Source organism: Pseudomonas sp. LBUM1679 (genome assembly GCF_059695565.1).
The window spans coordinates 347,150-361,422 of the sequence record NZ_CP166774.1; the positions used below are offsets into that span (position 1 = coordinate 347,150).

A 14,273-nucleotide genomic window follows, 5' to 3' on the forward strand; every position below is an offset into this window, starting at 1 on the left:
GTATTGTGTCGTGTGCATGTTATGTATCCAACACCACCCCTGTGGGAGCGAGCTTGCTCGCGATTCGATTTTGAATTTGATGGAGATTCGGGATGAAAACTCTCTGGCAACACTGCCACGTCGCAACCATGGCGCAAGGCGTCTACTCGATTATCGAGGATGCGGCCATCGTGACGTCCGGTGCGCACATTGAGTGGATCGGCCCACGCGCTGAACTGCCGTCCGGTGAATACCCGGCCGTCAACGATTTGAACGGGGCCTGGGTCACGCCGGGCCTGATCGACTGCCACACCCATACGGTGTTCGGCGGTAACCGCAGCGGTGAATTCGAACAGCGGCTGCAAGGCGTCAGCTACTCGGAAATCGCGGCGGCCGGCGGCGGCATCGCCAGCACCGTGCGTGCCACTCGCGCGGCGACCGAGGACGAACTGTTCGCCAGTGCCGCCAAGCGTCTGAAAAGCCTGATCCGCGACGGGGTGACCACGGTCGAGATGAAGTCCGGCTACGGTCTGGACCTGGCCAGCGAGCGCAAGATTCTGCGGGTGATCCGCCGCCTCGGCGCCGAACTGCCGGTCAGCGTGCGCAGCACCTGCCTGGCCGCCCACGCCTTGCCACCGGAGTACGCCGATCGCGCCGACGACTACATCGATCACATCTGCGCTGAAATGCTACCGGCCCTGGCTGCCGAAGGGCTGGTGGATGCGGTGGATGCGTTCTGCGAATACCTGGCGTTCTCACCAGCGCAGGTCGAGCGCGTGTTCATCACTGCACAGGAGCTGGGCCTGCCGGTGAAGCTGCATGCCGAGCAACTGTCGTCCCTGCACGGTTCGAGTCTGGCGGCGCGTTACCATGCACTGTCAGCCGATCACCTGGAATTCATGACCGAAGACGACGCCATCGCCATGGCCGAGTCCGGCACCGTCGCGGTATTGCTGCCAGGGGCGTTCTACTTCCTGCGGGAAACCCAATTGCCGCCGATGGACGCCCTGCGCAAACACGGGGTGAAAATCGCCATCGCCAGCGACCTCAACCCCGGCACTTCGCCAGCGCTGTCGCTGCGCCTGATGCTGAACATGGCGTGCACCTGTTTCCGCATGACCCCGGAAGAAGCCCTGGCGGGCGCGACGATTCATGCCGCCACCGCGTTGGGCATGGCTCAAACCCATGGTTCGCTGGAGGCCGGCAAGGTCGCGGACTTCGTCGCCTGGCAAATTGATCGTCCCGCCGACCTGGCGTATTGGCTGGGCGGCGACCTGGAAAAACGCGTCGTGCGTCACGGCGTCGAAACTGGCATTCAGGAGAACAGTCGTGGATAAGGTTCTGAACTTCAAACAAGGCCGCGTGCCGCTGCTGATCAGCATGCCCCACGCCGGTCTGCGCCTGACCCCGGTGGTCGAAGCGGGGTTGATTGCCGATGCGAAAAGCCTGCCGGACACTGACTGGCATATACCCCGGCTTTACGAATTCGCCGCAGAGCTGGGCGCCAGCACGCTGGCAGCCGAGTACTCGCGGTTTGTAATCGACCTGAACCGACCGTCGGATGACAAGCCTTTGTACGTGGGCGCTACCACCGGACTGTATCCAGCGACGCTGTTCGATGGCATTCCATTGTTCCGCGAGGGCATGGAGCCGTCGGCGGCAGAACGGGCGACTTATCTTGAGCAGATCTGGACGCCGTATCACAGTACCTTGCAGAACGAGCTGGCGCGGCTCAAGGCCGAGTTTGGCTACGCATTGCTGTTCGATGCGCACTCGATTCGCTCGATCATCCCGCATCTGTTCGACGGCAAGCTGCCGGACTTCAACCTCGGCACCTTCAACGGCGCCAGTTGCGATCCGCAGTTGGCCAGTCAACTGGAAGCCATTTGCGCACGCCACGGCGAATACAGCCATGTGCTGAACGGTCGCTTCAAGGGCGGCCACATCACCCGGCATTACGGCAACCCGGCCGAGAACATCCATGCGGTGCAACTGGAGCTGGGCCAGTGCACCTACATGGAAGAGTTCGAGCCGTTCCGTTACCGCCCGGATCTGGCAGAGCCGACTCAGGTTGTGCTCAAGGAATTGTTGCAAGGGTTGTTGGCCTGGGGTGAAAAGCACTACGGATAATACGGTCCGGCGTGACCACCGATCCCTGTAGGAGCGAGCTTGCTCGCGAAGAACCTGAGAACGCCGCGGGGTGTCTGACTTGACGCGTTATCGTTGACGACCATCGCGAGCAATCGAGCGTCGACCGGCTGCTCCTACAGGGGATCGTGCTCTGACGTAATTCGGGTTTATGATGCCGGACGGCAGAATAATAGAAGTCCCCCCAGGGATGACCTCGACCCCTTACGGAGCGCGCAATGCAGACTTTGTACCCGCAGATCAAACCCCACGCCCGGCACGATCTGGCTGTCGATGCAACCCACACGCTCTATGTCGACGAAAGCGGTTCACCGGAAGGTTTGCCGGTAGTGTTCATCCACGGCGGCCCAGGCGCAGGGTGTGATGCCCAGAGCCGCCGTTATTTCGATCCGAACCTGTATCGCATCGTGACGTTCGACCAGCGCGGTTGCGGTCGCTCCACCCCCCACGCCAACCTGGAAAACAACACCACTTGGGATCTGGTCGCCGACCTTGAGCGCATCCGCAAACACCTGGGCATCGACAAATGGGTGTTGTTCGGTGGTTCGTGGGGTTCGACCCTGGCCCTTGCCTATGCGCAAAGCCACCCGGAGCGTGTCCATGGCCTGATTCTGCGCGGGATTTTTCTCTGCCGTCCGCAGGAAATCGAGTGGTTCTACCAGGCGGGTGCCAGCCGACTGTTTCCCGACTACTGGCAAGACTACATCGCGCCGATCCCGCAGGATGAGCGCGACGATTTGCTCTCGGCTTTCCACAAGCGCCTGGTCGGTACCGACCAGATCGCCCAGATGCACGCGGCCAAGGCCTGGTCCATGTGGGAAGGACGGACGGCGACCCTGCGTCCGAACCCGCTGGTGGTCGACCGTTTTTCCGAGCCACAGCGCGCGTTGTCCATCGCCCGTATCGAATGTCATTACTTCACCAACAACGCGTTCCTTGAACCGAACCAGCTGATCCGCGACATGGGCAAGATCGCCCATCTGCCTGGGGTCATCGTCCACGGTCGCTACGACGTGATCTGCCCGCTGGATAATGCCTGGGAACTGCATCAGAACTGGCCGAACAGTGAATTGCAGGTGATCCGTGACGCTGGCCATGCCGCTTCCGAGCCCGGCATTACCGATGCGCTGGTGCGTGCCGCCGATCTGATGGCCCGGCGTCTGCTCGATCTGGCGCCTGAAGAAGCATGAAGGCTCTGCTGCAACGCGTGCGAGGCGCGCGAGTCGAGGTAGCGGGGGAGGTGGTTGGCGCAGTGGACCAGGGTTTGCTGGTGCTGGTGGCCGTCGAGCCAGAGGATACTCGGGCCAGTGCCGACAAACTTCTGCATAAGCTGCTTAACTATCGAGTATTCAGCGATGCCGAGGGCAAGATGAATCTGTCCCTGGCGGATGTCGACGGCGGGTTGCTGCTGGTCTCTCAGTTCACCCTGGCCGCCGATACCCGAAGCGGGTTGCGTCCGGGCTTTTCGACCGCTGCCCCTCCGGCCCTGGGAGAGGAGCTTTTCGACTATCTTTTAGACAAGGCAAAACAGGTGCATGGCACTGTGGCATCAGGTAGATTCGGCGCGGATATGCAGGTGCACCTGGTCAACGATGGCCCGGTCACCTTTCTGTTACAGACGTGAAAGCGCTAGAAACAGGTTTTTAAGCTCTTTTCGACTGAAAACAGGGTTTTTTCGCGAGAAATACTGGGTTGCCCCTGATGTGTTGTAACGCGGCATACTAGATAATCGCGCGTTACGGGGATCAGCGTTCGTTGGCCCATTTTGACTTAGGTAGAGACTTGTCCGATACCTGTTGGGGAATCATTTAGCCCCAGAGGAGTCGGAACAATGCTCGCCAACTTGGCAAGAGTGTTTCGCAGGGTCGGTTTTTTACACCGCACACCGTGCTGGCGCTTTAACTGGCCGTTGGTTTTTTGATCTGTTTTCGGCGAGGGTTGCTCGTGATTGTTAGTCCCTGTAATGCACCAAAATTGTCTGCCAAACGGTTACGAAGCGCTCTGGTAGCGGGCTCTGCACTGCTTTGCCTGCTCAGCGCCGGCCAGCTTTGGGCATTCAATCTGGATGATGTATCGGTCAAGGCAAAAGAGCTGGCCGGGCAGAAATACGAAGCCCCGCGCAGTAACCTGCCGAACGAATTCCGCGAGATGAAATTCGCGGACTATCAGAAAATTCGTTTCCGCACCGAGAAAGCCGAGTGGGCCGATCAGAAAACCCCGTTCAAGCTGTCGTTCTATCACCAGGGCATGCACTTCGATACTCCGGTGAAAATCAACGAAATCACGGCTAACACCGTCGAAGAGATCAAATACGACCCTGAGCGATTTGATTTTGGCGACGTCAAGTTCGACCCTAAAGCCACCGAACAACTGGGTTATGCCGGTTTCCGTGTGCTGTACCCGATCAACAAGGCCGACAAGCAAGACGAGATCATGACGATGCTCGGTGCGAGCTACTTCCGTGTGGTCGGCAAGGGGCACACCTATGGCTTGTCCGCCCGCGGCATGGCGATCGATACCGCGTTGCCGTCCGGCGAAGAGTTCCCGCGTTTCACTGAGTTCTGGATTCAACAGCCGAAACCGGGTGACAAGCACCTGGTCATCTTCGCCCTGCTGGATTCGCCACGTGCCACCGGTGCTTACCGCCTGACCCTGCGTCCGGGCAGCGACACCGTGGTCGACGTCAAGGCCAAGATGTTCCTGCGTGACAAGGTCACCAAGCTTGGCGTTGCGCCATTGACCAGCATGTTCCTGTTCGGCGCCAACCAGCCGTCGAAGGTGCTGAACTACCGTCGCGAGCTGCATGACTCCAGCGGCCTGTCGATCCATGCCGGCAACGGCGAGTGGATCTGGCGCCCGCTGAACAACCCGAAACACCTGGCTGTCAGCAACTTCTCCATCGAAAACCCGCGCGGTTTCGGTCTGCTGCAACGTGGCCGTGACTTCAGCCATTACGAAGACCTCGATGACCGCTACGACAAGCGCCCAAGTGCCTGGATCGAGCCAAAAGGCGATTGGGGCAAGGGTTCTGTAGACCTGGTCGAGATTCCGACCGCCGACGAAACCAACGACAACATCGTGGCGTTCTGGAGCCCGGAAAAGCTGCCTGAGCCTGGCCAGCCGCTCGACGTTGCCTACCGCATGCACTGGACCATCGACGAAGCCGCCCTTCATGCGCCGGACAGCGCCTGGGTGCAACAGACCCTGCGTTCCACCGGTGACGTGAAACAGTCCAACCTGATTCGTCAGCCGGATGGCAGCGTTGCCTACCTGGTGGACTTCGAAGGCCCGTCGCTTTTGGCATTGCCTGCAGATACGGAAGTTCGCAGCCAGGTCAGCGTTGGCGAAAATGCCGAGCTGGTCGAGAACAGCGTGCGCTACAACCCTGAAACCAAGGGCTGGCGCCTGACCCTGCGCATGAAGATCAAGGACCCGAGCAAGGCCACGGAAATGCGTGCCGCACTGGTCAAGAACATCGTGACCGCCGACCTGGCCAAGCCCGTACCTGCCTCCAACTCTTCCGTTGCCAAGGCCGACAAGGTCGCCGCCAAACAGCAGGAGAAGCTGGACAAGGAAGCCAAGGACGCCAAGCAAGCTGAAGCCAAACAGGCCGAAGCCAAGCCTGTCGCGGATTCCAAGGATCAGGACAACAAAGACGCCAAGCAGCCTGCAGCTGCCGACGCGGCCCCAGCCACACCGGAATCGGCGCCGACTGAAGAAGTCCTGACCGAGACCTGGAGCTACCAGTTGCCTGCCGATGAGTAATTCTCAAGTACAGCCAGAGACGCTTGCCGAGTATCTGGCGCATCTGCCGATGACCGACGAGCAGCGCGCGGAACTCGCGGGCTGTCAGTCCTTCAGCGAATTGCACGAACGCCTGTCGTCTTCGACGTTCGACGCACCGACCGAGGCTGCCCAAGCCTCGGTCGGTCGTCGCCTGACCCTGAACACCGCCGAAGAACTGGCGGACGCCGAAATGCTGATGCTCGACGCCAGCGGCCGGGTCTGCCTGCGGGCGACCCCGCCGATTCGTCGGACCAAAGTCGTGCCGGAGCCGTGGCGCACCAATATTCTGGTGCGTGGCTGGCGTCGCCTGACCGGCCGCACCAACCCGCCGAAGCCACCGAAAGACGAAAACGTGCTGCCGGCGGCTCGCTGGCGCACCGTCGGTTCGATCCGGCGTTACATTCTGTTGGTACTGATGCTCGGTCAGACCATCGTCGCCGGTTGGTACATGAAGGGCATCATGCCGTACCAGGGCTGGTCGTTCGTCGATCTGGATGAAGTCCTGCACCAACCGTTGATGCAAACCGTCACGCAAGTGCTGCCGTATGCGTTGCAGACCAGCATCCTGATACTGTTCGGGATACTGTTCTGCTGGGTATCGGCCGGTTTCTGGACCGCATTGATGGGCTTCCTCGAGTTGCTCACCGGCCATGACAAATACCGGATTTCCGGTAAAAGCGCCGGTAACGAGCCGATCCCCAAGGACGCGCGCACCGCACTGGTCATGCCCATCTGCAACGAAGACGTGCCGCGGGTGTTTGCCGGTTTGCGAGCGACGTTCGAGTCGGTCGCCGCCACGGGTAACCTTGATCGCTTCGACTTCTTCGTGCTCAGCGACAGTAACGAAGCCGACATCTGCGTTGCCGAGCAACAAGCCTGGCTGGACGTCTGCCGCGAAGCCAAGGGCTTTGGCAAGATCTTCTATCGCCGCCGTCGCCGCCGCGTGAAACGTAAAAGCGGCAACCTCGACGACTTCTGCCGTCGTTGGGGCGGTGATTACAAATACATGGTGGTGCTCGACGCTGACTCGGTGATGAGCGGCGAATGCCTGACCAGTCTGGTGCGCTTGATGGAAGCCACGCCGGACGCCGGGATCATCCAGACCGCGCCGCGTGCGTCGGGCATGGATACGCTGTATGCGCGCATGCAGCAGTTCGCGACCCGGGTATACGGTCCATTGTTTACCGCCGGTCTGCACTTCTGGCAGTTGGGCGAATCCCATTACTGGGGCCACAACGCGATCATCCGCATGAAGCCGTTCATCGAGCACTGCGCCTTGGCGCCGTTGCCCGGTAAAGGCGCGTTCGCCGGTGCGATTCTGTCCCACGACTTCGTCGAAGCTGCGCTGATGCGCCGTGCCGGCTGGGGTGTGTGGATTGCCTACGACTTGCCGGGCAGCTACGAAGAACTGCCGCCGAACCTGCTGGACGAACTCAAGCGTGACCGTCGCTGGTGCCACGGCAACCTTATGAACTTCCGGCTGTTCCTGGTCAAGGGCATGCACCCGGTTCACCGGGCAGTGTTCCTGACCGGCGTGATGTCGTATCTGTCGGCGCCGTTGTGGTTCTTCTTCCTGGTCTTGTCGACGGCGCTGCTGGCGGTCAACACGCTGATGGAGCCGCAGTACTTCCTCGAACCACGCCAGCTTTATCCACTGTGGCCGCAATGGCACCCGGACAAGGCGATCGCGCTGTTCTCGACGACCATCGTGCTGCTGTTCCTGCCGAAGTTGCTGAGCATCATCCTGATCTGGGCCAAGGGCGCGAAAGAGTTCGGTGGCAAGTTCAAGGTGACGCTGTCGATGCTGCTGGAGATGTTGTTCTCCATGCTGCTGGCGCCGGTGCGGATGATCTTCCATACCCGTTTCGTGCTCGCCGCGTTCCTCGGTTGGGCCGCGACCTGGAACTCGCCGCAACGTGACGATGACTCCACACCCTGGAGCGAAGCGGTCAAACGCCACGGTCCGCAAACCTTGCTGGGCTTTTTCTGGGCGCTGTTGGTGATCTGGCTGAACCCGAGCTTCCTCTGGTGGCTGGTGCCGATCGTCGGTTCGCTGATGCTGTCGATCCCGGTGTCGGTGATTTCCAGTCGTGTCGGCCTGGGCCTAAAGTCCCGAGACGAAAGCCTGTTCCTGATCCCTGAGGAATACAATCCGCCACAGGCGTTGCTGGCAACCGACCAGTACACCCACGAAAACCGTTGGCATGCGCTGAATGACGGCTTTGTCCGGGCAGTGGTCGATCCACAGCAGAACGCCTTGGCTTGCTCGCTGGCGACTTCGCGCCATCTTCAGGCCGAGCCGATCGAATGGCTGCGCATCGAACGGGTGCGCCATGCAATGAAAGTCGGGCCAGAGGGGCTGACCAACAAAGAGCGTGTGGAGTTGCTGAGTGATCCGGTGGCATTGGGTCGCTTGCATGAGCAGATCTGGGACGAAAGTCACCCTGAATGGCTGCAAGCATGGCGAAAATCGGTCAGTGCCGATCCCCATGCGCCACTGTTGCCGCTCAAACCGCTGAGCGCGCAGCCTCAGTTGGCGTGATCAAAAGCCCCCGCTTCTGAAACGAAGCGGGGGGCTTTAAAAGATCGCAGCCTTCGGCAGCTCCTACAGGATCCGGTTTACACGCGGACAATGTAGGAGCTGCCGAAGGCTGCGATCTTTTGCTTTTCCGACCCTGCACGAACCAACAAATCCTGTGTAAACCCTTGTGCAAACGCCCGAGTGCGTTAGCATCCGTCCCCGAATTGGTGCGCCCGGGCAATTTCTGTCCGTATCTGCCGGTTTCCCAAGGGAAACCCGCCGTTTGCGCGCCTCACAACGCAATGGTTTTGGGGACTTGATGATGAAGAAGTATCTCTCGATGCTGCTGGTCGGCGTTACGGCACTGGTGGCAGTCAGCACGGCGCAGGCCGGTGCCATCGACGATGCGGTCAAGCGCGGCACGTTGAAAGTCGGGATGGACCCGACCTACATGCCGTTCGAAATGACCAACAAACGCGGCGAGATCATCGGTTTTGAAGTCGATATCCTCAAAGCCATGACCAAAGCCATGGGCGTCAAGCTGGAGCTGGTGTCCACCGGTTATGACGGCATCATCCCGGCGTTGCTCACCGACAAGTTCGACATGATCGGCAGCGGCATGACCCTGACCCAGGAACGCAACCTGCGCCTGAACTTCAGCGAACCCTTCATCGTGGTCGGTCAGACCCTGCTGATCCGCAAGGAGCTGGAAGGCACCATCAAGTCGTACAAAGACCTGAACACCGCCGATTACCGCATCACCTCCAAGCTCGGCACCACCGGCGAGATGGTCGCCCGCAAGCTGATCTCGAAAGCCCAATACCACGGCTACGACAACGAGCAGGAAGCGGTGCTCGACGTGGTCAACGGCAAGGCCGACGCGTTCATCTACGATGCGCCCTACAACGTTGTCGCCGTGAACAAGGTCGGTGCCGGCAAGCTGGTGTTCCTCGACAAGCCGTTCACCTACGAGCCGCTCGCCTTCGGTCTGAAGAAGGGGGATTACGACAGCATCAATTTCATCAACAACTTCCTGCACCAGATCCACGAAGACGGCACCTACGATCGCATCCATGACAAGTGGTTCAAAGACACCGCTTGGCTCAAGGACATGGAATAAGGCTAACCGCGGCAGGGTGTCAGTAGCGCCGCGCCGCCCCAATCGCGGGCAAGCCCGCTCCCACAGTTATCTGGGTGAACACAAATTTTGTGTCCGGCGCAGAACCTTGTGGGAGCGGGCTTGCCCGCGATGGCGGCATCCCTGGCGACATAGAATTCGGAACCTTCAGAGCAAATGAAACAGAAAAAAGCCCAATGGCCCTGGCACGTCTTGACCGTGCTGGTGTTGATCGGCCTGGCCGGCGCCTTGTACTACGCCACCTCGCTGATGTCTTACGAATGGCGTTGGAACCGCGTGCCGCAATACTTCGCCTACCACGCCGAAGAATCCCAACGCGCCGCCGACATCTCCACCGTCAGCGAACTGGTGCGCAACGGCGACAAGGCTGAAGTCACCCTGCGCAACGATGCTGGCGACGAGCAACGCCTGATCGTCGACGACAACAGCCTGCAAGTCGCCCAGGGCGATGATGTGGCCGAAGGCGATGTCATTGGTGTCACCCGCCATTGGGCCGCAGGACCACTGATGTGGGGCCTTTGGACCACCTTGTGGTTGTCCGTGGTGTCCGGCGTGCTCGGTCTCCTGATCGGCCTCGCCACCGGCCTGTGCCGGCTGTCGAACAACCCGACCCTGCGCGACCTCTCGACGATTTACGTCGAACTGGTACGCGGCACGCCGCTGTTGGTGCAGATCTTCATTTTCTACTTCTTCATCGGCACCGTGATGAACCTGTCCCGGGAATTCGCCGGGATCGCCGCACTGTCGTTGTTCACCGGCGCCTACGTGGCGGAGATTATCCGTTCCGGCGTGCAGTCGATCGCCCGCGGCCAGAACGAAGCGGCGCGCTCCCTGGGCCTGAGCGCTGGCCAGTCGATGCGTCATGTGGTGCTGCCGCAAGCCTTCAAGCGCGTATTGCCTCCGCTGGCCGGGCAATTCATCAGCCTGGTCAAGGACACCTCGCTGGTGTCGGTGATCGCGATTACCGAACTGCTCAAAAGCGGTCGCGAAGTTATCACCACCTCGTTCTCGCCGTTCGAAATCCTGTTCTGCGTGGCCGGGTTGTACCTGTTGATCAACCTGCCGCTGTCGAAAATCGCCAGCCGGCTTGAGCGGAGGCTCGCGCAAAGTGATTGAAGTCCGCGATCTGGTAAAAGTCTTCGACACCCGCGGCCAGGTGGTTCGCGCGGTGGATAACGTCACCACGCAAGTGGCCAAGGGTGAAGTGCTGGTGGTGATCGGCCCGTCCGGTTCCGGCAAGTCGACCTTCCTGCGTTGCCTCAATGGCCTGGAAGAATTCGACTCGGGTTCGGTCAGCATTGACGGCCTGCAACTGGCCGACCCGAAAACTGACGTCAACGCCTACCGCCGCGAAGTCGGCATGGTGTTCCAGCACTTCAACCTGTTCCCGCACATGACCGTGCTGGAAAACCTCTGCCTGGCGCAAAAGGTCGTACGCAAGCGCGGCAAGAAAGAGCGCGAGGCCAAGGCCTTGGCGTTGCTGGAGAAGGTCGGTATTGCGCAAAAGGCCAACGAGTTTCCGTCACGGCTGTCTGGCGGTCAGCAACAGCGTGTGGCCATCGCGCGGGCACTGGCTATGGAACCGAAGGTCATGCTGTTCGATGAGCCGACTTCGGCGCTTGATCCAGAAATGGTCGGTGAAGTGCTGGACGTAATGAAAACCCTGGCCTTGGAAGGCATGACCATGGTCTGCGTGACCCACGAAATGGGCTTCGCGCGGGAAGTGGCGGATCGGGTGTTGTTCTTCGATCACGGGAAATTGCTGGAGGACGCTTCGCCCGCGGAGTTCTTCGATTCGCCAAAGGATCCCAGGGCTCAAGCGTTTTTGCGGCAGGTTCTATAACCGCCACTTACTGATTGTGCCGGCGGTGCCCAAGGGGTTGCTGCCGTCAAGGTGAACCCGGCGCAGGACATTCGCCGTGATGGCGTTTTTCGAGGTATAAGCCTTGGGCCCGTCTCCGGCCCCAAGGCAACTTGCTACAACGCTGAAACTATGTGCTTTCGACGCCTATGGCGCTTGTCGCTGGGTCTGAGTCGACATAGTCCACTCCAATATTGCGTGCCCGCACCACGATTGACCAGGGAGTAACCAAGTTTTTAGTCACAAAGCCTTGCGCCCCGTGCTGCGTGGGTTGGTGGTCGACCTTGGCCAGCAGATGGCCGTTTCGGTAAATCTCATAGAAGAGGCCGATATTGTCCGTTGAGCCGTTCCACGTAATATAGACAGTGCCAACAAGGTTCGTGACTCTGAGTTGGGTTGGTTTGGAGGGTAGTGGCGCGCCAAGTCTGAACGTCAGCTCGTCGGAGTTGGTAGTGTTTCTACTCGTATCCACCGCGCGCACCATATAAGTGTAGGTGCCGGCGCTGAGGGTTTCGCTGAAAAAGTTACTGTCAACCATTTGAATCCATTTATTGTTACGGTGAATCTGGTAGCCGGCGAGTGCAACGTTATCATTGGATGGATCCCATTCCAGAATGACGGTATTATCGTACTTCGCAGAGGCTTTAAGGTTGGCAGGTTTGCTGGGTGGTGTAAAGTCGCCGCTCGCTATCAGCGGATCAGAGTCAGCATAGTTGTTGCTGGTATCCACAGCGCGAACTACATATGTAACGTTAGTAATTTCTTCGATTTTAAAGACAGCATGACTGCTTGTACCTATTGGTGAGGGTTCGTCGTTACGATAAATCTCGTAGTGACTGAGGGCGACGTTATCAGTCGACCTTGCCCACACAAGGAGCGAATGTTCGGGGCCCCAAGTTTCAATTCTGAGCTGATAGGGTCTGCTGGGGTTTGTGATGTCTGGAATTGATATTGTAGCTTCAGCAGTAGCACCGTCTCCGTCGGTGAAGTGGGCGATAATTTGGAAGCGATACGTTCTTCCATCGACTAATCCTGTGACCGGATATCCTATGGCGTCTGAGGAAAGGCTAGCAAGATATGTGTCGTTCTGGAAAATTGTGTAGCCGGAAAGGTTTCCAGCTTCGCCTGACCGCTTCCACATTAATTGCGCGTTATGGTGGTCTGTTTTGCTGATGATAAAGCCCTCGACGACACTTTCCGCGGCTTTAATTGCCCTGTTTCGTGTGGCATTGATGCATCTGTCGACGGCACCAGTTCCAGCGAAAAAATCAATGTTAATCAAATTGCCCCTGGTGGGCTGGCGATATTTATCCGATCCCACGCGGCTAAAAAAACGATCCCAGAAAACCGCTGAAGAATCAAATCGCATAGGGCCCGAAAGCCCATCGTAGCCGCATGCAAACATGGACCAAAGTCCGGTTGGCAGCGGCTCGCTCCAGATTTTGTCCATGTGGTGGGCAATCCCGCCTGCGGAGTTGAGAGAGTTTCCAGTCCATGTCTGATGGACTTTTCTCCAGCAGAGTGGATGTGAATAGGTCCACGCGACAACAATGTTTTTGCCAGAGTATCGGCTGCGTATTTGTTTGATCGTCAGGTTGTGTGCGTCGGCGGGGATGCAACGATTCCCGATTCTTAGTAGCATTATGTCTAATGCGTGCTTCTCCTGACTGCCCAAGAATACTTCATGGAAGTCTAATATCACTAATTCACCAGGATTCTGCTCTGTGAAATTAAGGACTGCGCTTTCGAGATCTCTTAGGTAACGACTTGCGTGATAACCATTGTGTTCAAACCTGTTGTCACCGCCCGCTCTGTACAAGCGCAGGTCAATCGCTCGAATACCATTATTCAGCTGATAGGTAAAAGAGTCATCCTGACAAGCCGCCCACCAATCAGCCGGCCACCCCGCCCCTTTCTGGTCGACGCCCGCATTATGGGCTTCGGGTAGTATCAGGTCACGTATTTTCAAGTGTTCCAGGGAAGTGCCGATATCTGTCATCCAGCGGCTGTAATTGGTCAGGGTTGTAGGGTGTTGAAACATCAGGTTGTAGCGGATAGTGCTGAGGGATTGTTTATCCAGTGTGCCATCGTTACTGACCATCAGGATGATGGCAATGTTTGAGTTGTCGCCCAACTCGGCCAGCACATCAAGTGGCAGTTCACAGGAGAATGTTGATCCGCCTGTCGCATCGCCCACGGGTACGGCTTCTGCCAATTCAATAACTCCGCCTCGCCCATCGGCGTAAGTGCATTCGCAATGTAGCCATAATTTTGATTGGCTGTTGACTCCAATCCAGGGCTGAACTTTTACGATTGGGCTGGTCGTGAGGTTGTTGTAGTTCAACACATCATTTTCTGTGTCAGACACAGTGGGAGGTAATAAAAAAGAGTCAGGCGTTTGCGGTTCGTGGTTTTGTTGTTGGATTGACATGATGGCACCTGTTCATGCGTTGGTATCAGGGTTGATTTAACGCTCGCAAAGGCCCATTGACTACTATCAGAACTGTTAGTGGAGAGAGTGATTGAAGTGGTCTACCCTCCAACATTTTAATTTTTCCGTTGTCTCCCTGGAGGACGAACTGTGGGCTTTGATCAGGTTAGTTCGCCGCTGCGATCTTTTGATTCTGGCGACTGTGGGCCGTCGAAGATCAAGAGCAAAAGATCGCAGCCTGCGGCAGCTCCTACAGGGGAGTGTGCGGTCTGAAGAAGTTGGGGTAGTCGTGAAAAGCAGCGTGGTCTGGGGCCGAGGGGCAGGGCACGCAGTTATTGACGACTCGGTCTAATGTGGGAGCGAGACCGGCTTGCCGGCGAAGACGGCCTCATTCGCGACTCGGCGGGAG

10 protein-coding genes are annotated in these 14,273 nt (G+C 58.4%); 9 read left to right on the top strand and 1 reads right to left on the bottom strand.

Annotation, left to right across the window (positions count from 1 at the left end; all coding sequences use genetic code 11):
* Nucleotides 1–92: 92 nt before the first annotated feature.
* The 9 genes from hutI (at nucleotide 93) to ACA062_RS01670 (ending at nucleotide 11,415) form a co-directional block, all read left to right on the top strand.
* A complete protein-coding gene (gene hutI / locus ACA062_RS01630; RefSeq protein WP_497454940.1) occupies nucleotides 93–1,316 on the top strand; it encodes an imidazolonepropionase in 1,224 nt (407 codons plus the stop codon).
* On the top strand, nucleotides 1,309–2,109 hold the full coding sequence (gene hutG, locus ACA062_RS01635) for an N-formylglutamate deformylase (RefSeq protein WP_497454941.1): 801 nt from the start codon (nucleotides 1,309–1,311) through the stop codon (nucleotides 2,107–2,109). The genes hutI and hutG overlap by 8 nt, the downstream gene beginning before the upstream one ends.
* Before the next feature lie 236 nt (nucleotides 2,110–2,345).
* Nucleotides 2,346–3,317, top strand: coding sequence for a prolyl aminopeptidase (pip, locus tag ACA062_RS01640; RefSeq protein WP_497454942.1), 972 nt, complete (start codon nucleotides 2,346–2,348; stop codon nucleotides 3,315–3,317).
* Nucleotides 3,314–3,751 carry a D-aminoacyl-tRNA deacylase gene (gene dtd / locus ACA062_RS01645; protein WP_497454943.1) on the top strand — a complete coding sequence of 146 codons (438 nt, stop codon included), beginning with the start codon at nucleotides 3,314–3,316 and terminating at the stop codon, nucleotides 3,749–3,751. The genes pip and dtd overlap by 4 nt, the downstream gene beginning before the upstream one ends.
* A 320-nt stretch (nucleotides 3,752–4,071) precedes the next feature.
* On the top strand, nucleotides 4,072–5,892 hold the full coding sequence (locus ACA062_RS01650; RefSeq protein ID WP_497454944.1) for a glucan biosynthesis protein G: 1,821 nt from the start codon (nucleotides 4,072–4,074) through the stop codon (nucleotides 5,890–5,892).
* The gene (mdoH, locus tag ACA062_RS01655; protein ID WP_497454945.1) at nucleotides 5,885–8,455 is read left to right on the top strand and encodes a glucans biosynthesis glucosyltransferase MdoH; all 2,571 of its coding nucleotides are present in this window, start codon (nucleotides 5,885–5,887) and stop codon (nucleotides 8,453–8,455) included. The genes ACA062_RS01650 and mdoH overlap by 8 nt, the downstream gene beginning before the upstream one ends.
* Before the next feature lie 301 nt (nucleotides 8,456–8,756).
* The gene (locus ACA062_RS01660; RefSeq protein ID WP_497457346.1) at nucleotides 8,757–9,554 is read left to right on the top strand and encodes a transporter substrate-binding domain-containing protein; all 798 of its coding nucleotides are present in this window, start codon (nucleotides 8,757–8,759) and stop codon (nucleotides 9,552–9,554) included.
* Between the two features lie 174 nt (nucleotides 9,555–9,728).
* Complete coding sequence (locus tag ACA062_RS01665; RefSeq protein WP_497454946.1) at nucleotides 9,729–10,688, top strand: amino acid ABC transporter permease; 960 nt, start codon at nucleotides 9,729–9,731, stop codon at nucleotides 10,686–10,688.
* A complete protein-coding gene (locus ACA062_RS01670) occupies nucleotides 10,681–11,415 on the top strand; it encodes an amino acid ABC transporter ATP-binding protein (protein WP_497454947.1) in 735 nt (244 codons plus the stop codon). The genes ACA062_RS01665 and ACA062_RS01670 overlap by 8 nt, the downstream gene beginning before the upstream one ends.
* 148 nt (nucleotides 11,416–11,563) lie before the next feature.
* On the opposite strand, the gene ACA062_RS01675 is transcribed toward ACA062_RS01670, so the two are convergent.
* Nucleotides 11,564–13,864 carry a hypothetical protein gene (locus tag ACA062_RS01675; RefSeq protein WP_497454948.1) on the bottom strand — a complete coding sequence of 767 codons (2,301 nt, stop codon included), beginning with the start codon at nucleotides 13,862–13,864 and terminating at the stop codon, nucleotides 11,564–11,566.
* Nucleotides 13,865–14,273: the final 409 nt, after the last annotated feature.

Coding starts and splice junctions, on each gene's coding strand:
- hutI (WP_497454940.1), top strand. CDS start 93: ATGAAAACTCTCTGGCAACACTGCCACGTCGCAACCATGGCGCAAGGC.
- pip (WP_497454942.1), top strand. CDS start 2,346: ATGCAGACTTTGTACCCGCAGATCAAACCCCACGCCCGGCACGATCTG.
- dtd (WP_497454943.1), top strand. CDS start 3,314: ATGAAGGCTCTGCTGCAACGCGTGCGAGGCGCGCGAGTCGAGGTAGCG.
- mdoH (WP_497454945.1), top strand. CDS start 5,885: ATGAGTAATTCTCAAGTACAGCCAGAGACGCTTGCCGAGTATCTGGCG.
- ACA062_RS01660 (WP_497457346.1), top strand. CDS start 8,757: ATGAAGAAGTATCTCTCGATGCTGCTGGTCGGCGTTACGGCACTGGTG.
- ACA062_RS01665 (WP_497454946.1), top strand. CDS start 9,729: ATGAAACAGAAAAAAGCCCAATGGCCCTGGCACGTCTTGACCGTGCTG.
- ACA062_RS01675 (WP_497454948.1), bottom strand. CDS start 13,864: ATGTCAATCCAACAACAAAACCACGAACCGCAAACGCCTGACTCTTTT.